Genomic DNA, 20,109 nt, shown 5'->3' on the forward strand with positions numbered 1-20,109 from the left:
CTCGGGGCCAGACCTCTTGTCAGGTCACTGCAGGCGTCGGTGCAGCGACGTCTCGCCCGCGCGCCACGACGACAACAGGTGGTTCGCGAGGCGTTCCTCCAGCAGTTCCGTGGCCTGGATGCCGAACACCACGTCCGGCTTGAGCTCGGGCTCCTGCTCCAGCAACGAGCCGATGACGTCGCGGCGCATGATCTGCTCGTGCACGGCGTCGGCCTCGATGTGCTCGGTGAAGAACTCGACGCAGCGCGGGTCGGCCTCCAGGCGGGTCAGGGCCTGCGCCATCCGGTGCGCACTGGGCGCCGTGGTGATCTCGGCGGCGGCGAAGTGCCCGACCAGGGCGCCCCGCAGCGAGCGGTGCAGCCCGAACAGCGACATCATGTTCACGATCGCGATGGCCGGAGCCGGCACGTCGTCGAGGTAGGACAGGTACTCCGACGACATCCCGGCGCCCTCGAGCAGGTCCGCGTAGAGGCGGGAGTGCATCCGGTCGGCCTTGCCGCCGCCGAACTCGTCGAACTCGACCGCGACCAGCGCCGCCTTCGCCCTGCCGCGCAACCGGGGGATCACCCACGCGTGCGGGTCGGCCTCCTTGTGGTGGTAGACCGACCTGTGCGCGAAGTACTCGCGCATCTCCTCCCAGGTGCCGTTGTCGCGCAGGTGGTGCGACACGCCGGTGCCGGGGACGTGTTCCACCAGCAACGCCTCCAGCGCCGCGTCGAGGTCGCTGCCGCCCTCCACCTCCGACCGCAGCGCGCCGAGGAACGCCTGCTCGACCTGCGCTCGCAGCCTGAGCAGGTCCGGGTCCCACTCCCAGTCCGGGTCCACGCCGTCGAAGCCGCCGTAGTGCAGCTCGTAGAGGACGTGCAGCGCGATGGTCAGGTCCTCGCCGAACGGGTCGGCGGCGGCGAAGGGGATCGGCCTGCCGCGTTCGCCGTTCAGGGCGTCGATCACGGCCTCGGACAGTTGCCCGCGGGGCGAGGGAAGTTTCACCCGGTTGTCATACCCGCCGTCCGAGGAGGTCATGCACGAGCCGGAGCTCACCCCGGGCCTCCAACGCCGGCGTCACGTGCTCGACCAGCGCCTCGAGCAACGCGGTCGCGGGCACCCTGCACTCGCGCCACGGATCGACCGCCACACCGTCCAAGCCGTACCGGGAAGCCGTCCAGACGGCCGCCGCGCACACGTCGTCACGCACCGGCGCCGGTTCCCCTCCCCGGGACGCCACCTGGACGAGAGCACGCGACAGGGCCGCGAGCAGCACCGCGTCCTCGACGGCCGGCGCCGCGTCCGCGACCCGGAACTCCACGGTCGGCAGCTTCGGCGACAGCCTGATCAGCCAGAACGACTGGGCCTCGTCCACCAGGGTCCCGCACGCGACCATCCGGGCGACCTGCTCGTCGTAGTCCGCCGCACCGGTGAAGACCGGCGGCACGCCCGAACCGGGGAAGCGCGACTGCTGCACCATCCGCCAGCTCGCGTAGCCGTTGTCCGGGGAGTTCGCCGACAGCGCGAGCAGCGTGGGCAGCCAGGGGCGGACGTGGTTCAGCACCCGCACGGCCGTCTCCCGGTCCGGGACGCCCACGTGGACGTGGCACCCGCAGGCCTCGTAGTCCTCGACGACGCCCGCGTAGGTGTCGAGGACCCGGCGGAAGCGGGGGTTCTCGCGGCTCACGACCTGCTGCTCCGACGGTTCCGGCGGGGTGCCGCGGGAGAGCAGCGCGAGGCCTTCCTCGTCCGCCGCCTTCGCGAGCGCGTCCCGGGCCTGCCGCAACGCGTCACCCAGATCGGTGACAGAGGTGCACGGACCCGTCGCCGCCTCGACCTGCGTGCCGGCCAGCTCGGCGTGGAACTTCGTCAGATCCGTGTCCTGCACACGCGCCAACACGGCGCCGGCACGCACCGAGGTGCGTCCGGACGCCGTGTCGACGAGCAGGAACTCTTCTTCGACGCCAACGGTGTCAGCGCACTGCGGCACGCTTGCCAAGCGCCACTCCCAGTCCGATCATGGCGACGCCGAGCACGAAGTGCAGCCAGTCGTCAGCGGTGTTGAGGGGGACGAAGTTGGCGCCGCTCGTCTTGTCGATCACCAGCCCGTACAGCCACAGCACGAGGTAGATCGCACCGCCGCCGATCAGGTACGCCCGCGCGCCCGCGGCGGTGCGCGCCATCAGGAAACCCGCGACGCCGAACAGCAGGTGCACGATGTTGTGCAGGATCGACACCATGAAGACGCCGAGCAGCATCGCGCCGGACTCGTGACCCGCGAAGGTCATCTGGTCGTAACCGGTCGTGACGCCGGGGATGAAGCCCAGCACACCGACCAGGGCGAACACCGCGGCCACGGCTAACGCGGCCTGCTGGACCTTCGTGCGGGTAGCTACATCGACCATCGGACTCACCTCGAGGTTTGGTCGTGAACGTGGTCGATCTGCGGCTACCCGGCGAAGGTAGGCGCAAACTTCCGCTGGGTATTCGTTCCGGCATGGACGACAAGACGATCCAGGCGCTCGGCAAGCTCAGCGAGGCGCTGGAGACCACCGAACGGGCCCGCGGCCACCTCTACTCGTTCCACCAGCTCACCGGCCACGCCGACCTGATGCTCGACGAGGTGGTCTCGCTGTTGCGCGAGGCGGGCCACCACGAGCACGCCGACCGGGTCCAGCGGGACGTGCTCGGTCGCGACGTGCTGCCGGGCAAGTGGACCTTCGAGGTCGTCGAGCAGTACGAGGACACCTACTACGAGGTGTTCCGCGAGGTCGAGCGCGCCGCGCGCACCGACCTCGCGGGCGGGAAGCGCCACGAGTTCGAGGCGCGGATGAAGCGCGAGCGTCAGCGGCTCAGCGCGGCGGCGTACGCGGACAGGGACTCCCGGTCGGGCTGACCCGTCTTCGCGATGAGCGAGGCGACGTGCTTCTCCACCGTGCGCGGCGAGATGTGCAGGCGCGTACCGATGGCCTTGTTGCCCATCCGGTCGGCCAGCAGCACGAACACCTCGAACTCGCGCACCGTCACACCGTGCCCGCGCAGCTGCCGCGGGACCTGGTCCGTGCCCGTGCGGCGTTGCTGCACGGGCGCTCCGGCCTGCCTGAGCAGGCCGCGGCACGCCGACGCCACGGCGGTGTTGCCGGCCTGGTGGAAGTACTCCTCCGCCGACCGCAGCCACGTCACCGGATCGCCCCACCCGGCCGCCTCCGGCGCCACCAGCCGCAGGCCCAGGTGCCGGGCCATCGGGTAGATCGCCGCGGCCTCCTGGGCACACCGGAACGCCTCCGCGGCCTCGGCGTGCCTGCCGTCGCGGCCGAGGAGGACGGCGCGCGCCAGCGCGGTGAACTGCCGGTTCCACCGCATCCCGGCAGCCGAGGGCGCGGTCTGCGCCTCGAAGTCGGGCCAGGAGAACCGGCCGTCCAGCACGCCGAGGAGCACGCGCATGCCGTGCGTGCCGGAGAGGTGGAACGTCGTGGGGTTCTGCGACTCCACGTCGAGCGCGCGGTCGAGCTCCGCCGCCGCCAGCCGGTGGTTCTCCTCGAGCAGCGCGCAGAACGCTCGGGCGAGCCCGAAGCAGAGCGAGTGCTCCTGCGCGCCGTTCTTCGCGACGGACTCGAACCTCCCGACGGCGTCGTCGGTCGCCGCGCGGTCACCGCGGTGCGCGGCCAGCGTCGCCTTCGCCATCAGCAGGTAGCGGGTCAGCGCGTGGAAGCGCAGGCGGGTCGTGGTCCGCAGGCACCGGTCGATCTGCTCGGCCGCGACCGCGTAGTCGCCGGTCAGCACGTGCTGCAACGCGAGGATCGCGTCCACGTTGTGCGCCACCGTGATCGCGCCCGCCCGGCAGGCCTCGGCGTGCGTGCGGTCCAGGGAGGCCGTGGTGCCGTGCTGCAACCAGTCGTTGCCCGCCATGCGCACCAGCGCGTAGACGTGCTGGATCGGCATCCGGTGCGCGTCCGCGAGTGACAGCGCCTTGCCGAAGCACGCGTTCGCCTCGTCCAGGTCCTGTTCGCGCGCGATGATGCCGAGCAGTTGCCACGCCTCGCACGCCACCGCCGGCAGTCGCGCGCGGTCCGCCGCCAGCGCCGCCTCCCTGGCGAGCCCCGCCGCGGACGAGATCCGGTCCGGGCTCGGGATGTTCAGCGTCAGGTAGGCCGAGTTCACGTCCAGCTGCGCGGTCAGCTCGTCCGGGGCGTCCGGGCCGAGCAACGTCCGCGCGATGCGCACCTGCTCCACGCCCTCGGTGAACCAGCCCGCGGTGTAGGCCACCCTGGACAGTCGCGTGTGGAGCTTCGCGCGCCGGGAGGCGTCCAGGGACTGCAGGCCCGCGACGTCCAGCGCGAAGGCCCGTTCGAAGTCACCGGTCTCGGCCAGGGCGGGGAGGAGCGTGTCGAGCACTTCGGCGCGCGCGGCGACGTCGTGCTCCAGCAACTGCTGCGCGCGGTCCAGCAAGGTGACGGCGGAACCCGCCGCGCCACCGGCCAGCGCGCGTCTGCCCGCCTCGGCGAACAGCAGCCCCGCCTGCGTCTGGGCTCCCGCGTCGAACCGCAGCTTCGCGACGAGCGGGCACCAGTCGCCGGGCAGGCCGGGGTGCAGCTCCTCCACCGCGTCGGCCGCGCGTTCCGACAGGTCGGCGCGTTCGGCGGGGGTGAGCTGGGCGAGCAACGCGTCCGCGGTGAGCGGGTGGCGGAACGCGTACCAGTCCGGCGCGGGCTCGTCCGGCGTGACGAGCTGCGCGGCCACGCCCGCGTGCAGGTGGCTGAGCAGCTCGCGGTCGTCCGTGCGGGTGACCTTCTGCACCACCGAGAGCGGGAACCTGTGCCCGAGCACCGCCGCGCTGGACAGCACCTCGCGGCCCTGTGGCCCCAGCCTGTCCGTGCGGTGCGCGACGCTGCGCACGAACGCCGCCGGCACCGGCAGCTTCAGCTCTCCCAGCACCTGCCAGCCCTGGGCCCCGGCGACGAGCAGGCCGCCGCTCACCATGCCGTGCAGCAGTTCCTCGACGACGAACGGGTTCCCGGCGCTGTCCGTCCACAGGCGATCGACGAGCTCCGCCGGGACGGCGGCGCCCTCCAGGCAGGCGGCCGTCATCTGCTCGACCTCGTCCTGCGACAACCGGTGCAGCTCCACGAGACCACCGGACCCGCGCTGCACCATCCGGCGCACGAGCTCCAGCGCGTTGCCGGGTTCGGTGCGGATCGTGGCGAGCAGGAGCACCGGCTGGTCCTCCAGGTTGTCCGCCAGGTACTCGATGACCGCGAGCGTCTCGGCGTCCGCCTCGTGCAGGTCCTCGAGGACGAGCAGGCACGGCGTCTTGCGCGCGACCGACGCCAGCAGCCTGAGCACCGCCTCGGCCAGCACGACGACCGACTCCGTCGTGGACGACGGGTCGTGCCACTCGGGGATCAGCGCGCCCAGCACGGGTTTGTACGGGCCCAGGGCGGAGTCGTCCGGCGGATCTCCGCGGAAGAGGCCGAGAAGTGCCTCCGCGATCGGGCGGAACGGCACCATCGGCCCGATCGTCGTGCCACGGCCCTTGATCACGCGCATGCCGTCGTCGTAGGCGAGGCCCGCCGCGTACCTCGCGAGCCTGGACTTGCCGATGCCCGCCTCACCGGTGAGGAAGAGAGCACCGCCGCGGGACTCGCGCGTCCGGGAGAGCGCCCCGGTGACGGCCGCGATCTCGCGATCGCGGCCGACCACGTGGGACGCGCGGGTTTGCATGTCTGGACCCTAACGGTCCCGTGACGGTCTCCCTATCGGCTGCCCAGGCGTATTCGGGGGGAATAGTGCTCTACACGACGCTCACGGTCGTGTCCGAGAGCGCCGGGGTGAGCGCCGTGAACGCACCCATCGCGAGGGTCAGTCCCATCAGCGCGCGCGCCCGTGCCCCCGCGGAGGTCTTCGGCGCGAGCTCCATCTCCCCGATCGCGTGTTCGGCCGCCTCGGGCTGGTCGGCCGTGCGGTGCAGGGACTCGTTCATCGGGTGGACTCCTCTTCATCGGGTGGTGCTTGCAACAGCAGGGCGGACGGCACCGGAAAACCTCGGCGCAGCAGGCCGTGACCGATGCCGGCCAGGCCCGTGAGCAGCCCGGGCGACGGGACACCGCCCGGGGTGGCGCACCGGGCGCCGTGCTCGTCCAGTGCTCCCAGCAGCAGCGCCGTGCGACGGGTCGCGGCGCTGGGGTGGTGTGCGGCCAGTGCCTCGACCACGCCGAGCTCGCCGTGGCAGAGACTCATGTCCCGCAACGGTTCCCTCGACGCCAGCAGACCGGCCAGGCGCTCGTCGTCGCGGGCGAGCGAGATCCCGGCCAGACCCGTGCACCAGCCGGTGTCGGTCGGGTCGAGGGCGTCGCTCTCCAGGAACGTCTGTGCGGCCACATACGCATTCTCGTCGCCGACCGCCGCAGCGTAACGCCGAAGCGCCCATCCGATTCCCGCATGACCCCGGGCGAAGCCATTCGTCCGGCAAATAGCGCCACGCAGGAGCGACGCGTAGTGGTCCGCCAGCTCCAGCGCCTCGGGCGTGCCCACGGCGAGCATCGCGGCCAGCGAGCCCGCCACACCGTCCACGACGGTCGGAGACGTGTCGTCGCGGGGCATCAGCGACACCGCACGCGCCAGCAGTGCGGGGTCCAGGCCGAGCAGGGGGGTGAGGCGGGCGAGGCCGTAGCAGATGCCACCGAGCCCGTGCACCCCGCCGCCCGCGGCCGACACCATTTCCGGCTCGGCGGCGAAGACCTCCAGCAGAGCGGGCAACGGCCGCACCGCGTCCCGGGCGAAGTCGACGTACCGCGCGGCACCCGTCAGCGCGCCCAGCTCCGCCAGGAACAGCGCCACACCCGTGTACCCGTTCGACAACCCGGCCCCGAGCGGCTGCACCGTCCAGTGCCGGTCGTCGACCAGTTCGAGTCCGAGCCAGTTGACGCGGTCCTCGCCCGTGACCGCGTGGGCGAGGATCTGGTCCGCGATCCCGCACGCCGCCACCAGCAACCGCGCCGGGTCCGGGTCGACCAGCGCGACGTGGCCGGGCACCGGGGCGCCGCTGCGGTGCGACACCGGACGCGACCGCGACGCGAGCAGCGCCCTGATCACCCACTGCTGGTCGTGCCGGTCCACCTCGTTCATCGCGAGGACCTTGCGCGTCACCGCGTGCAGCCCGGGCTCCGGCAGCATCCCCGGCAGCCGGAGCCCGGACGCGGTCCACAGGTCGGTCGAGCCGGGCCTGCAGGTGAAGAGCGGCACGTCACCGCGCCACAGGTCCGAGACCTCGAACGGCACGAGCCGGTCGAGCAGCGGGTCGTCGGCCACCAGCACGGCGAACGCCAGGTCGCGGTCCAGGGCGTCGGCCAGCACGGACGGGTGCGTCGACTCGTCCAGCAACCGCGCGTACTGGCGCGTCGCGCGCGCCACGAACCGCACCTCTTCGTCGGCGCACGCCCTGAGGAGGCGCAGCAGTTCGTCGCGGTGGTCGACTACCGCGTCGTAGCCCGAGCGGAACCCGGCGAGCAGCGAGTCCTGGTAGTCGGCGGGCTCGGCCGGCACACCACCGAGCAGCGGCCTGTTCCTCGCGCCGGTGGAGGCGCGGGGCCGCCGGACGAGCCGCATCCTGTCCGTGCCGGCGTCGGCCCAGTCGACGACGTCGAGCGGCGACAGCACGCCGTGGTCACCGCCGACGCCGGACACGTCCGCGACCCCGTTGTCGCCCAGCAGCACGTGGGGGAGCAGGGCGGTGCGGTGCACCGACCGCACGAGCGCGAGGACCGCGGGGTCGGTGGCCGGGCTCAGCGTCGGGTGGAACAGCGTCTCCACGTCCACGAGCACCGGCTGGTCGCCGCACGCGATCAGGTTCTCGTAGTGCATGTCCGTGCCGTCGACCGCGTAGAGCAGCGCCAGCAGGGCGCCGAGCCTGCGGTAGAACTCGGCGACGCCGGCGACGTCCGCGCACGGTTCGTGCTCGACGTGCTCGATCCAGCCGTAGCCGTCGCGGGCGAGCAGACGCGGTGCCCGGAACGTGATTCCAGTTCGCTGGGAAAGCCAGTCCAGCTGCTGGGTGAACCGCACGTGCAGGCCGATCGGGCGCGGCCGGTAGACGAGCTTGCGCCCGCGGTCGAAGGTCAGGACCGCCACGGTCCGCCCCTGCTGGTGGGCGTCGCCCCGGCCGGTCTCGATCGACACGAGCGCACCGGGGTCGTGGCCGTCGAAGAGGGTGCGGACGATCTCCCCGCGATCGCGCGTGTACCGCGCCGACAGCTCGTGGTGGGCGGAAACGGCCTGCTCACAGGCCTGGGCGAGCAGCCGCGCCAGCACCGGGTAGCGGCTGAAGAGGCGGGAGAGGTCGAGCGTGCGGGTGAACTCGGTGAACCGCTCGGCGCTCGTCGCGGCGGTCAGGGTGTCGCGGACGGTGTGCAGCTCCAGCACGAGCGTGCGCGCCGCGATGGCCACGAGCCGCCGTCCGAGCTGCTCGGCGAACGCCGCGTCGAACGGCGGCGCCACCTCCGTGCGGGAGGCGTCTATCAGCGGGCGCAACGCGTGGGCGAAGGCCGCTGTCCAGCTCTCGCTGGTGCTGGTGTCGGCCGCTGAGGTCACGAGGGCAACCTGGCACGCGCGGGCGCGGCGGCACATGGGGACCAACCCCCCACATTTGCACCCGGACGCGAATATGGGGGAGCGCCACCCATGTCCCCCCGCCCGGTTCGTCCGAGACTCGGTGTCCAAGGGAGGGAAGGGCATGAAGGAGTTCGGGGAACTACTGCGCACGCACCGCATCCGTGCCGGCCTCACCCAGCAGCAGCTGGCCGACTTCGCGATGGTGAGCGTGCGGGCGATCCGCGACCTGGAGTGCGGCCGGACGCGCTCGCCCCGCGCCGAGACCGTGCGGCTGCTCGCGGACGGCCTGCGCCTCGACGACCGCAGCCGGGCGGAGCTGCAGCAGGCGGGAGGACGCGGTGCCGGCCGGGCGGCGGTGGCACCGCCGGCACCCGCGGGGCCCGCCGGCGTCCTCGTCGGACGTGAGGCGGAGGCAGCGGCCCTGACGGCGCTGCTGACCGACGCGTCCTGCCTGCCGGGCGAGTCGCGCCTGGTCACCATCACCGGCGTCAGCGGCGCCGGCAAGACGAGACTCGCCCTGGAGGTCGCGGGAGACCTGCACTTCCGCCAGGGCTGGTCCGTGGTGTGGCAGCCGTCGTCGGCGACTCCGCCGATCGACGACGACCAGGACACCGTCCTCGTCACCGACCGCCGCCCGGACCGGGGCCTGCTCGACGCCCACCCGCGCCTGCGGGTCGTCGTCACGGCGCTGGCCCCCACCGGCGTGCCCGGGGAACACGTCTTCCCGCTGGGACCGCTGGCCGACGACGCGGCGGTGCGGCTGCTGCTGCGGCACGTGCACCGGGTGCGCCCCGCATTCCGGGCCGAACCCGCGAACCAGGCCGCCCTGGTCGGCCTGGTCCACGCGCTGGACGGACTGCCGTCGGCGCTGGAGTTCGCCGCGGGCTGGTTCATGGTCTACTCGCCGCAGCACCTGCTGGAACGGCTGCGCGGCAACCCGCTCGACCCGACCTCGGCCCACCTGCGCGACTCGCTGCGCCGCTCGTTGTCCACTTTGGACGAGGAAGGCCGCGCGCTGCTGGTGCGGATGGCCGAGGGGGACGAGGACCCCGGGCCGGCGGGGCTCGTGCGGGAGCTGAGCGTGCGCGGACTGGTGCGCCGCGCGGGGCCCCGGCACGAGGTGCTCAACCTGGTGCGGGCCGCGGTGCTGGAACCGGTGGCCGGGCCGCACCTCGGCGGAGGGGTGGCTCTGAGCTGGCCGGTGTAGCCCGCGGGGCGGTGGCACCTCGACCGGTGAGGTGCCGCCTCGAGCTCGCGGCACGCGTCCGCCATCCGCGGGCTCAGAACGCGGCCGTCAGGCACGCGAGCCGGTCACCCGCCGTTCCCGCCTTCCCGTGCTCGGTGCTGGTGTGCGCGGCGTGCACCACGACCGAGTTCGCCTCGCCCTTGCGGAACTCCCACTCCACCGTCGCCGTGCCCGTGGCGGCGCCCTGCGCGTCGGTGGTGAAGTCCAGCCAGATCTCGTTGCGCGCGTTGGCGAACGCCGGGTCGACGCTCGGCGACACCGGGTCCTTCTCGTGCTGGTAGTGCGGGCCCGAGTCGGCGGGCTTGGCGCCGCACGGCTTGGTGTGCACGTGCGAGCCGTACTGCGTGTTCGGCAGCAGGCCGGACACCTCCAGCCGGACCGTCGTCCGTCCATTCGCGACGGAGGAACCGGTGGAGAGCCGCGCGCCCACCGGGATCCGCGCCACGTCGTAGGTGATGCCCTTCGGCTGGTCCCCGGACGCCACCGGCGCCACCACGTCGGCCTCCGCCACCGGCTTCACGGCAGGAGCCCCGGACGACGCCGGTGCCCCCGGCGACGACGGGGCGGTGGAGGGGGCCTCGGACGGGGCCGAGCAGGCGGCCAGCCCTCCGGTGAGCAGCACGGCACCCACGAGGGTCGCCACAGTCGCGCGCATGTTTCTCCTTGGGTCAACGGCGTTCCAGGTTCCCATCCCCTCCACGTCCACGATCGGGTGACCGGTTCAGATCGGCCGGGACACGAGGTCCGCGAAAGCGTCTCGATAGGCGGAGCACAGGTGGTAGTCGCTGTGCGTCTCCACCTTGTCCGCCGAGCCGTCCGTCTCGCCGGCGCGGCGGTCGAGGTCGTTGGGCTGCCAGCCGTGCACGGGGAACCCGAGGTAGTCGGTGCGCCGCCACAGGTTGATCCAGTTGGTGCCCAGCAACGAGTACAGCCCGCGGTCCTGCGCCGCGCCGGGATCCCGGCGCCACGGGTCGCACGAGAACATCGCGCCCGCGCGCACCTCCGGCGTGCCGAGGACGGCCGGGCCGAGCAGGTCGGGGAAGATCCGGCCGAAGTACGGCCGCAGCTGCACGCCGTACGTCAGCAGCTGCACCCGCCGCAGGTACCCGTCCGGCAGCGCGTACAGCGCCGCGACGGCCAGCACCGCGCCCAGGCTGTGCGCGGACAGCACCACGCGGTGCCGCGGCGAGGCGTCCAGGAACTCGCGGGCCCGGTCGGCGATCTCCGGCACCGCGCGTTCGGCGTAGCAGGGCGGCGCGAAGGGGTGCGCCGTGCGCGGCAGGAAGCACATCAGGTCCCACAGCAGTCCGAGCGGCCTGCGGTTGGTGAGCATCCCGGCGCCGACGAACGACCCGATCACCGCGACCCCGGCGAGACCCGTCACCCAGTCGCCCCTGCCCACCACCCACGCGACGCCGGACGATCCGGCCCAGCCCGGCGAGGCGAACGTCAGGTAGCACGTCAGCAGCACCGCGAGCACGCCCAGCGTCGACAGCACGCCGACCACGTTCTCGGCCCGGTGCGTCACCGCGACGACGTGCCGCACCCGCACGACGAGCACCTCGGCCTCGTCGTCGAGCACGGACGGCTTCGTCAGCCGGGACAGCAGGACGAGGGCCTGCACCAGGAGCAGCACCACCAGCGGCACCAGCGCCGCCGCGAACGCCGCGCTGAACCACGAGTAGAACGACGGCACGCGCAGTCCTGTGCCGACCCAGCCGCGGAACGTCAGCACCAGCACCGCCGACAGCACCACCGACGCCGTCAGCGACAGGCCCAGCAGCACTCCGGGTCCGGCACCGTGCCAGGCCTGCCACTCGTCACCACGCCGCGGCCTCGCCCGCCACGCCAGCGCCCCGCCGGCCACCGCCGCACCGGCCCACGCGAGCGGGAACCAGTACGTGGCGACCATGAACGCCACGAACAGCACGAGCAGGACCAGCGGGCCCTTGGCGTCGTCGCGCCGCCACGACCACGCCGCCAGCACCGACCCGAGCAGCGCCACCGCGACCACCGGCGGTCCCCACGACGTCAGCCACAGCGGCCCGTCGAAGACCGGCTCGACCGCGTGCAGCGCGAACCCGTGCGCCACCAGCACGACGACCGCCGAGATCATCAGCAGCCACGACCACAGGCCGCCCTTCTCGGTCGACGGCACGTCCGGGCAGTCGGCCGCCGTCACCACGACCCGGCCCACCACGACGGCGAGCACACCACCCGCGACCACGCTCAGCACCAGGAAGACCGCGTTCTGCCACACCTGCGTGCTCGTCACCAGCACCACGACGCAGCACCCGGCGGCGATGTGCAGCCGGGTGAGCCGGCGGATCCGCGGGCTGCCCTCCCACATCGACGCCCGGCTGAGCACCACGCCCGGCCGCCGCACCGGCGTGCGGCGCATCGCCGTCATCTCGTACCTGCTGCGCGACAACGAGGTCAGCGCCAGCAACCCGAGCAGCAGCAACACCGGTACGGCGGACGCGGCGAGCACCCGGACGTGCCGCGCGGGATCGCCGAGCACGTCGAGGAACTCCGGCAGGCGCCTGCACGTGGTGCCGGGCAACGAGCACTGGACCGCGTAGACGTCGATCGCGACCTCGCACACCGCGAGCACCAGCAAGATCGTCAGCCCCAGCCCGAAGAGCCGCGTGCTGGCCGCACCGCGCCCGGCGTTCCACCACACCATCCGCTTCGTCGCCGGCACCGAGTCGTCGGGGAGCCTGCGGGACCAGTAGGCGACGTTCGCGAGCCCGAACGGCAGCAGCAACGCCCACCCGATGCGCCCCAGCACGTTCGCGAGCACCGACGGCACCCCGCTGCCGGGCACGCCGGGGCTGCTGCGCGCCATGCCGCCCCACGAGTACGCCTCGCGCCGCACGGCCTGCGACACCCGCCCGGCGTGGTCGGCGGGCAGGTCGGCGAGCCTGTCCGCCTTCGGCCGCCAGAAACTGCCGAACCGGTCGCCGCGGAACTGCTCGACGGCGTGGTCGGGGAGCGCCAGCATCGCGTTCGGGGGCGTGTTGTTGACCCCGTGGATGCGCAGTTCCAGGACACGTGGGCTCATCGCGCGCCTCCCCCTTTACTCCGGTTGTCGTCGCGGCAGCTGCTCCGGTTAGCGGCCGAACGGGTGAAAAAGGTGTATCCGGACGCCTCCGCAAGCCTCTACTTGGCAAGGAGGCCCCACCATGACCGCAACCGCTCACCCGAACGTCGCACACTCCGCAGGACTCGCCGAGTTCCTGGCCACCGCGGGCACGCTCACCCTGGCGCAGCGCAAGCTCATCGTCGACCAAGCGCTGATCATGCTGGAACAGAACTACGCGCACCTGCCGCTGAAAGTCGCCATGCACGCGGTGAACCCCGTGCAAAGACTCAGGGTCCTCAGAGCCAGGCTCGAACGGCAGACCGACGCCACGGCCGAGCCCGAGTGGCAGTTCCACCGCGAGCTGTCGAGCACCTTCCACTCGGTGCGCGACCTGCACACCAACTACCTCCTGCCGGCGCCGTTCGCGGGCAAGATCGCCTTCCTGCCGTTCCAGCTGGAGCGCTGCTTCGCACCCGACGGCACCGAGCAGTACCTCGTCGCCCGCACGGTCGCGGGCTTCACCGGCATCGAGGCCGGCACCGAGGTGACGCACTGGAACGGCACGCCGATCGCCCGCGCGGTCGCGCTGAACGGCGCGGTGTTCGCGGGCAGCAACGCCGCCGCGAACCTCGCCCGCGGTCTGGAGTCGCTCACGCTGCGCCCCCTGGTGATCCAGCTCCCGCCCGACGAGGACTGGGTGGTCGTCACCTACCGCGGCGCGACCGGTCCCGAGGACGTGCGCGTCGACTGGCAGGTGACGGAGAACCTGCCGCCGATGACGGACGTCGACGCGCTCTCACCCGCCGCGGCCGCGCAGGGCGTGGACCTGGACTCCGACGAGAAGGCACGTGCCAAGAAGTTGTTGCACGCGCCCGAAGTCGTGCAGGCCGAGGCCGCCGGCGGCGCCGTCGCGATGGGCTCGCAGGACGTCGCGACGACGATGCCCGGCGTGTTCCGGGCCCGCCCGGTCACGACGCCGTCCGGCACGTTCGGGCACCTGCGGATCTTCACGTTCAGCGTCGACGACCCCGACGCGTTCCTCGCGGAGTTCGTGCGGCTCGCGGCTTTGTTGCCGCAGAACGGACTCATCGTCGACGTGCGCGACAACGGCGGCGGCCACATCTTCGCCGCGGAGTTCCTGCTGCAGACGATGACGCCCCGCCGCGTCGAACCGGAACCCGTGCAGTTCCTCAGCACCCCGCTGAACCTGCGCATCTGCCGGCGCCACGCGGACGACCCGACGGGCCGGATCAACCTGGGCCCGTGGTTCCCCTCGCTCGACTCGTCGACCGAGACGGGCCAGGCGTTCTCCTGCTCGCACACCATCACGCCGGTCGAGGGCGCGAACGCCGTGGGCCAGACCTACCACGGCCCGGTCGTGCTGATCACCGACGCGCGCTGCTACTCCGCGACCGACATCTTCGCCGCGGGCTGGGCCGACCACGACCTGGGCCCGATCCTCGGTGTGGACGACAACACCGGTGCCGGCGGCGCGAACGTGTGGACGCACGGACTCCTGGCGACACTGCTGAAGATCCCCGCGCCGGCCGACGCCGAGTCGCCGTACAAGCCGTTGCCCAACAAGGCGAACATGCGCGTCTCGATCCGCCGCACCCTGCGCGTCGGCAAGCTCGCCGGCACACCCGTGGAGGACCTCGGCGTGCGCCCGACGCACCAGCACAAGGTCACGCGCGCGGACCTGCTGGAGGGCAACGTGGACCTGCTCGCCCGCGCGGGGGAGCTGCTGGCGGAACAGCCCGTGCGCAGGCTGGGGGTGGCGGTCGCCGGAACGACCGTCTCACTGGACACCGTGAACCTCGACCGGGTCGACGTCTACGTCGACGGGCGCCCCGCCACCTCGCTGGACGTGACCGACGGCGCGCACACCGCGACGTTGACCGCGACCGGCGCGGAGGTGCGCGTCGAGGGCTTCGCGGACGGGCAGCTGGTGGCCGCGCGCAAGGTCGCCGGCTGATGGAGCGGGCGCTTCCGGTGACGCCATGACCGGAAGCGCCCGCTCTCCACTTCTCCCTAGCGCGTGAACGTGTACGCGCGGTCCGACGCCACCGCGGCCAGCTGCGCCTCGGTGCCCGGCGTCCAGCTCTGCGCCCAGACGACCTCACCGTTGCGGCGGAAGTTCCACGCGACCGTGATGCCGTGCACCTCGTCCTTGGTGAAGACCGTCACGCCACCGCGGTGGTCGCCGGCCTCACCGGTGCACTTGTCGCGCTCGCAGAGCTGCTTCGGCGAGTCCTTGAAGAAGCCCGGAGCGTTGACCTGCATGAACACCGTGCTGCCCTGACCGCGGACGTCGAACGTCGTCCAGTTGGTCATGTACTGCATGTCGTCGAACAGCCCCTCGGCCTCGCCACCCCAGTTGCCGGGCGAGACGTTCCGGGCACCGGCGAAGATCCTCGGGAAGGTCTTCTGCTGGCGGGCGGTGAACCCGGCAGCCTGCTTCTCGAGCTCCGCCTTGGTCTTGTGGACCGGCGTGACGTCCTTCGGCGGCCAGACCACGTCCGCCGACGGCGAGGCCGAGGCCGTGCCCGCGAGACCGATCAGGGCGAGGCCCGTCAGGGCAGCCGCCATCACCTTGCGCATGCGCATCGTTGAATCCCCCTGGTGAGTGTTCGCTTGCTGTGGGTGAAGACGCCGCAAGATCACCGGAGGTTGCACGCGAGATCCGCTTTCTACAGCCAGCCGCGCCGCATCGCCTGCACCCCGGCCTGGAACCGCGTCTGCGCCCCGCACCGGTCCATCAGCTGCCGCACCCGCCGCTGCACCGTGCGCGGCGCCAGCCCCAGCTGCCGCGCGATCGACTCGTCGGTCAGCCCGGCCGCGAGCAGCCCGAGCAGGTTCGGGTCGACGTCGGCCGCCGCCGCGTAGATCCCGCCGGGGCTGAACGGGATTCCCTTGTCCCAGTACAGCTCGAACGTCGAGCGCAGCACGTCGAGCAGTGCCGACGGGCGGATCAGCAGCACTTTGTCGACCACGTCGCCGTTCACGACGGGGAGCACGGCGGCGTGCGCGTCGATCACCGCGAGCTTGAACGGCAGCGTCGGCGTGACGCGGGCCCGCTCGCCGGCGGCGACCAGTTCGATGATCTCGACGACACGGCCGGGGATGTCCACGGCGGACCTGTCGTAGACGACCCGCCACCGCACGTCCCGCTCGCGCGTCTCGTCCTCCAGGGCGACGTGCTGGCCGAGCGGCGTCACGTACGGCGGCTGGTCGAGGACGCAGACCTCCTCGCGGGCGCCGCGCAGCAGCGTGTGCCACAGGTCGCGGACCGCGGCCACGCCGGAGATCACCTCGACGAACGCGTTGTCCGCCAGCTCCTCGTCGCGGTTGCGCAGGTAGAGCTCCATCAGCGGGCCGACGTCCGCGCGTGCCCGGCGGTGGGCTTCTTCGCGGGCGGCGATCAGCGCCTCCACCGCGAGGTCCGGCGCGACGGCCTGCCACACGTCCCCCGGCAGGTGCCGGACCAGGCCGAGCTCGCGCATCTCCCGCAGCACCCCGGCGGTGACGCCGATCTCCTCCGTCGTGCGGCTACCCCCTGTGACCAGGAGTTCGTAGACCGCCGACAGCTCCGGCGAGACGCCCAGATGTCCGAACACGGCCATATTGTGCGCCATTCAGCGCAACGCCCCTGTCGTGAACACGCCAGTGTCGTTATTCGGACTCCGCTGGACCTGTTTTCGCAGGGTGACGCGACTTACGGTCCTCCCCACCTCCGCAGCCGGTTCAGAACCCTGACGCCCTCAACGGCACGCGGAAGGTCATGCGTGGAAGGACCTCACGTGAACGGATTGCGACGCACGAGTGTGTGCGCCGCGGCAGTTTCCGCCGCTGTGCTCAGCGTTGTCGCCCCTGTCAGCGCGGCACCGTCCCAGATCCAGTCCCAGCCGGACTCGACGCAGGTCAACCGGCCTTTCGAGCGGTTGATCGTCGGCTACCGGCCGGGCACCGCCGAGGCCTCGTCCGACTCCGCCGCCTCGGACGACGCCCGCAGCAAGGGCAAGTCCGTGCACCGCCGCATGGCGAGCGGCGCCGTCGTCGTGGACCTGGGATCGAAGACCTCGAACGCCGACTCGGTCATCCAGGCGTTCAAGAACGACCCCGATGTCGCCTACGTCGAGCCGGACCTGCTGATGCAGCCGTTCGCCGACCCGAACGACACCGAGTACTCCCGGCAGTGGGACCTCTTCGAGGGGACCGCCGGCATGAACGTCCCCGGCGCGTGGTCCAGCACGACCGGCGCGGGCGTGACCGTCGCGGTCATCGACACCGGCTACGTCGCGCACAGCGACCTCGCGAGCAAGGTCGTCGCGGGCTACGACTTCGTCTCGGACGCGGCGCGCGCCCGTGACAACAACGGCCGCGACGCCAACCCGGCCGACGAGGGCGACTGGGTCGCCCGCGGCGAGTGCGGCACCGACGCGAACGGCAACCCGGTGCCCGCCGCCGACCAGAGCTCGTCCTGGCACGGCACCCACGTGGCCGGCACGATCGCCGCGTCCACGAACAACACCAAGGGCATCGCCGGCATCGCCTACGACGCCAAGATCCAGCCCCTGCGCGTCCTCGCGAAGTGCGGCGGCGCCACCTCGGACATCGCCGACGCGATCACCTGGGCGTCGGGCGGCGCGGTGAGCGGCGTCCCCGCCAACGCCACGCCCGCCAAGGTCATCAACATGTCGCTGGGCGGCCAGTCCTCCTGCTCGACGACCTACCAGAACGCGATCAACGGGGCCATCAACCGCGGCAGCACGGTCGTCGTCGCGGCCGGCAACTCGAACATGAACGTCTCGAACTTCACCCCGGCGAACTGCAACGGCGTCATCACCGTCGCGGCCTCCTCGCGCGAGGGCAACAAGGCGTTCTACTCGAACTACGGCACCCGCATCGACATCGCGGCCCCCGGCGGCGAGACCCGCCGCGGCACCGACACCCCCGGCACCACCACCACGCCGGAGAACGGCATCTGGTCGACGCTGAACGCGGGCACCACCGTCCCCGGCGCCGAGAACTACAAGCCGTACCAGGGCACCTCGATGGCGGCCCCGCACATCGCGGGCCTCGCGGCGCTGCTCGTGGCGAAGAAGCCGTCCCTGACCCCGGCCCAGGTCAAGGACCTCATCAAGACGAACTCCCGCGCCCTGCCCGGTACCTGCTCGGGCGGCTGCGGCGCCGGCCTCGCCGACGCCACCAAGACCGTGAACGCCCTGGACACCACGCCTCCGCCCAGCGGCGCCCTGGAGAACACCACGGACGTCGCCATCCCGGACCGCGGCACCGCGGTCACCTCGTCCATCACCTCCACGGTGACGGGCAACGCCAGCAGCACCACCAAGGTCGGCGTGGACATCGTCCACACCTACCGCGGCGACCTGGTGATCGACCTGGTCGCGCCGGACGGCACCGCCTACCGGCTGAAGAACTCCTCGTCGTCCGACAGCGCCGACAACGTGGTGGCGACCTACACGGTCAACGCCTCGTCCGAGGTCGCGGCGGGCACGTGGAAGCTGCGGGTCCAGGACCTGTACTCCGGTGACACCGGGTACATCAACGCCTGGAACCTGACCCTGCGATAGCTCCACGAGTTCGCCGAGGGGCGGCGCCTCCCAGCCTGCACGGGGGAGCGCCGCCCTTTCACATGTCCGCGGCCACCCGGGGCGAACCCCGCCACCGGGTAACGTCGCGACCATGGCAACCCTGGTGACGTTCCACGCCCACCCCGACGACGAGTGCATCGTGACCGGCGGCGTCATGCGCAAGGCCTTCGAAGAGGGGCACCGCGTGGTGCTGGTGGTGGCCACCAGGGGCGAGGCGGGCGAGATCCCCGACTTCCTCGGGGAGAACGAGGAACTGTGGCAACGCCGTGTCCAGGAAACCCTTGCGTCAGCGGACATCCTCGGCGTGGCGCGAGTGGAGTTCCTGGGCTACCGCGACTCCGGCATGATGGGGGACGCCCTCAACACCGAACCCGGCTCCTTCTGGACCGCGGACGTGGAGGAGGCGGCCCGGACACTCGCGAAGATCCTCGAGGAGGAGGACGCGAAGGTCCTCACGACGTACGACAGCTTCGGCGGCTACGGCCACCCCGACCACATCCAGGTCCACCGCGTCGGCATGCGCGCGGCCGAGCTCGCCGGCACCCCGAACGTCTACCAGGCGATGGTGCGGGAGTCGGAGTTCCGCGAGGCCTTCCGCCGCTCCGGCATCGCGGAGCCGCCGCCCCTGGGGGAAGGCGCCGTCCCGGAGTCGGAGATCAACGTGGGCGTCGACGTCACCGAGTACCTGGAGTTCAAGCGCAAGGCCATGCGCGCGCACGCCTCGCAGATCGCCGAGGACTCGTTCTTCCTGGCGCTGGACGAACCGACGTTCGCCCACGCGTTCGGCACGGAGTGGTTCATCCGCGAGGGCCACGGCCCGGCCACGGCGTTGGACCTCTAGAAGAGCGGGAAGCGGCGGTGGCCGGAAGGTGGCCACCGCCGCTCCTGGATCGGCTACTTCACGCGCTGCGGCGGCGGCGCAGGAACAGCAGGGTGCCGGCACCGGCACCGACGAGGCCCAGACCCGAGAGCAGCAGCCACGTCGGGGACGCACCGGTCGCCGCGAGCGGCGGTTCCGGAGCGCTGCCGCCGGGAGCGGCCGGGGTGGTCGACGGCGGGGCCTCAGCGGAGGTCGAGGGCATCTCCGGAGCCGTGGTGGCCGGCGTCGTGGTCGTCGTCGTGGGCTTGGTCGTCGTGGTGGGCGGCGTCTTCTTCGCGCACGGCTCGACCGTCTTGGTGTCGGTCTTGTTGAAGCCGTCCCAGGCCGTCACGACGATCTTGAACTCGTGCTTGACGCTGGCGTCGAGGTCGTTCTTCTTCCAGTGGAACGACTCCGGGAACTCGGTCGTCTTGAGGAGTTCCTTGCCGTTGTCCGTGAGCGTGACGGTGTTCTTGCCCTTGCTCACGTACTGGGTGAGGTCGATCGACACCTTGGTGACCTTGGCGTCCTCGTCGCAGCGCGCAGACCAAATGGGGTTGTGGGCGCTTGCGGGGGTGGCCATCACGATCGTGGCCAGCGCGGCGGTGGCGGTCACCGCGACCGCGCCGAGAACTCTCCGTGCCAACGAATCTCTCCTGCTCTGCGTTGATGCGTGGCGGATCGAGCGAACATTCATGGTCTGAACCACCCG

16 protein-coding genes are annotated in these 20,109 nt (G+C 72.0%); 5 read left to right on the forward strand and 11 right to left on the reverse strand.

What is annotated here, in order from left to right; translation table 11 throughout:
• Nucleotides 1-24: 24 nt before the first annotated feature.
• The 3 genes from L6E10_RS13380 to L6E10_RS13390 are packed head-to-tail and all read right to left on the reverse strand — an operon-like array spanning nt 25 to nt 2,390.
• Nucleotides 25-1,023 carry an iron-containing redox enzyme family protein gene (locus L6E10_RS13380; protein ID WP_236219832.1) on the reverse strand — a complete coding sequence of 333 codons (999 nt, stop codon included), beginning with the start codon at nt 1,021-1,023 and terminating at the stop codon, nt 25-27.
• The gene (locus L6E10_RS13385; protein ID WP_236220115.1) at nt 998-1,975 is read right to left on the reverse strand and encodes a YbdK family carboxylate-amine ligase; all 978 of its coding nucleotides are present in this window, start codon (nt 1,973-1,975) and stop codon (nt 998-1,000) included. The genes L6E10_RS13380 and L6E10_RS13385 overlap by 26 nt, the downstream gene beginning before the upstream one ends.
• Nucleotides 1,959-2,390, reverse strand: a complete 432-nt coding sequence (locus L6E10_RS13390; RefSeq protein ID WP_236219833.1) for a DUF4383 domain-containing protein — start codon at nt 2,388-2,390, stop codon at nt 1,959-1,961. The genes L6E10_RS13385 and L6E10_RS13390 overlap by 17 nt, the downstream gene beginning before the upstream one ends.
• Nucleotides 2,391-2,482: 92 nt before the next feature.
• Here L6E10_RS13390 and L6E10_RS13395 point away from each other — a divergent pair, with 92 nt between their 5' ends.
• Entirely contained in the window at nt 2,483-2,881 is a 399-nt protein-coding gene (locus L6E10_RS13395) for a hypothetical protein (protein ID WP_236219834.1), read from the forward strand.
• Here L6E10_RS13395 and L6E10_RS40305 read toward each other — a convergent pair.
• The 3 genes from L6E10_RS40305 to L6E10_RS13415 all read right to left on the reverse strand — a co-directional run bounded on the left by L6E10_RS40305 (nt 2,830) and on the right by L6E10_RS13415 (nt 8,571).
• Entirely contained in the window at nt 2,830-5,706 is a 2,877-nt protein-coding gene (locus tag L6E10_RS40305; RefSeq protein WP_275676467.1) for a LuxR family transcriptional regulator, read from the reverse strand. The two genes, L6E10_RS13395 and L6E10_RS40305, sit on opposite strands and share 52 nt — an antisense overlap.
• Nucleotides 5,707-5,776: 70 nt before the next feature.
• On the reverse strand, nt 5,777-5,965 hold the full coding sequence (locus tag L6E10_RS13410; RefSeq protein WP_236219835.1) for a hypothetical protein: 189 nt from the start codon (nt 5,963-5,965) through the stop codon (nt 5,777-5,779).
• Nucleotides 5,962-8,571: a type 2 lanthipeptide synthetase LanM family protein gene (locus tag L6E10_RS13415; RefSeq protein WP_236219836.1), complete on the reverse strand. Its 2,610-nt coding sequence runs from the start codon at nt 8,569-8,571 to the stop codon at nt 5,962-5,964. The genes L6E10_RS13410 and L6E10_RS13415 overlap by 4 nt, the downstream gene beginning before the upstream one ends.
• 142 nt (nt 8,572-8,713) lie before the next feature.
• Between L6E10_RS13415 and L6E10_RS13420 the strand changes: the two genes are divergently transcribed.
• A complete protein-coding gene (locus L6E10_RS13420) occupies nt 8,714-9,799 on the forward strand; it encodes a helix-turn-helix domain-containing protein (RefSeq protein WP_236219837.1) in 1,086 nt (361 codons plus the stop codon).
• A 73-nt stretch (nt 9,800-9,872) separates the two neighbouring features.
• Here L6E10_RS13420 and L6E10_RS13425 read toward each other — a convergent pair whose 3' ends face one another.
• Both L6E10_RS13425 and L6E10_RS13430 read right to left on the reverse strand, forming a co-directional pair.
• Nucleotides 9,873-10,493, reverse strand: a complete 621-nt coding sequence (locus L6E10_RS13425) for a superoxide dismutase family protein (RefSeq protein ID WP_236219838.1) — start codon at nt 10,491-10,493, stop codon at nt 9,873-9,875.
• A gap of 66 nt (nt 10,494-10,559) precedes the next feature.
• Nucleotides 10,560-12,902, reverse strand: a complete 2,343-nt coding sequence (locus L6E10_RS13430; protein WP_236219839.1) for a hypothetical protein — start codon at nt 12,900-12,902, stop codon at nt 10,560-10,562.
• 121 nt (nt 12,903-13,023) lie between these two features.
• On the opposite strand from L6E10_RS13430, the gene L6E10_RS13435 reads away from it, so the two are divergent.
• Nucleotides 13,024-14,898, forward strand: a complete 1,875-nt coding sequence (locus L6E10_RS13435; protein WP_236219840.1) for a S41 family peptidase — start codon at nt 13,024-13,026, stop codon at nt 14,896-14,898.
• A gap of 56 nt (nt 14,899-14,954) precedes the next feature.
• Here L6E10_RS13435 and L6E10_RS13440 read toward each other — a convergent pair whose 3' ends face one another.
• Both L6E10_RS13440 and L6E10_RS13445 read right to left on the reverse strand, forming a co-directional pair.
• Nucleotides 14,955-15,530, reverse strand: coding sequence for a hypothetical protein (locus tag L6E10_RS13440; protein ID WP_236219841.1), 576 nt, complete (start codon nt 15,528-15,530; stop codon nt 14,955-14,957).
• An 83-nt stretch (nt 15,531-15,613) separates the two neighbouring features.
• A complete protein-coding gene (locus L6E10_RS13445) occupies nt 15,614-16,540 on the reverse strand; it encodes a LuxR C-terminal-related transcriptional regulator (protein WP_236219842.1) in 927 nt (308 codons plus the stop codon).
• Nucleotides 16,541-16,774: 234 nt separating this feature from the next.
• On the opposite strand from L6E10_RS13445, the gene L6E10_RS13450 reads away from it, so the two are divergent.
• Together L6E10_RS13450 and L6E10_RS13455 are read left to right on the forward strand one after the other, a co-directional pair.
• Complete coding sequence (locus tag L6E10_RS13450; protein WP_236219843.1) at nt 16,775-18,517, forward strand: S8 family serine peptidase; 1,743 nt, start codon at nt 16,775-16,777, stop codon at nt 18,515-18,517.
• A 112-nt stretch (nt 18,518-18,629) separates the two neighbouring features.
• A complete protein-coding gene (locus L6E10_RS13455; protein ID WP_236219844.1) occupies nt 18,630-19,379 on the forward strand; it encodes a PIG-L family deacetylase in 750 nt (249 codons plus the stop codon).
• Between the two features lie 58 nt (nt 19,380-19,437).
• Here L6E10_RS13455 and L6E10_RS13460 read toward each other — a convergent pair whose 3' ends face one another.
• A complete protein-coding gene (locus L6E10_RS13460; RefSeq protein ID WP_236219845.1) occupies nt 19,438-20,043 on the reverse strand; it encodes an LPXTG cell wall anchor domain-containing protein in 606 nt (201 codons plus the stop codon).
• Nucleotides 20,044-20,109 lie beyond the last annotated feature (66 nt).

The organism is Lentzea sp. CC55, assembly GCF_021056325.1.
Taxonomy (GTDB): Bacteria; Actinomycetota; Actinomycetes; order Mycobacteriales; family Pseudonocardiaceae; genus Lentzea; species Lentzea jiangxiensis.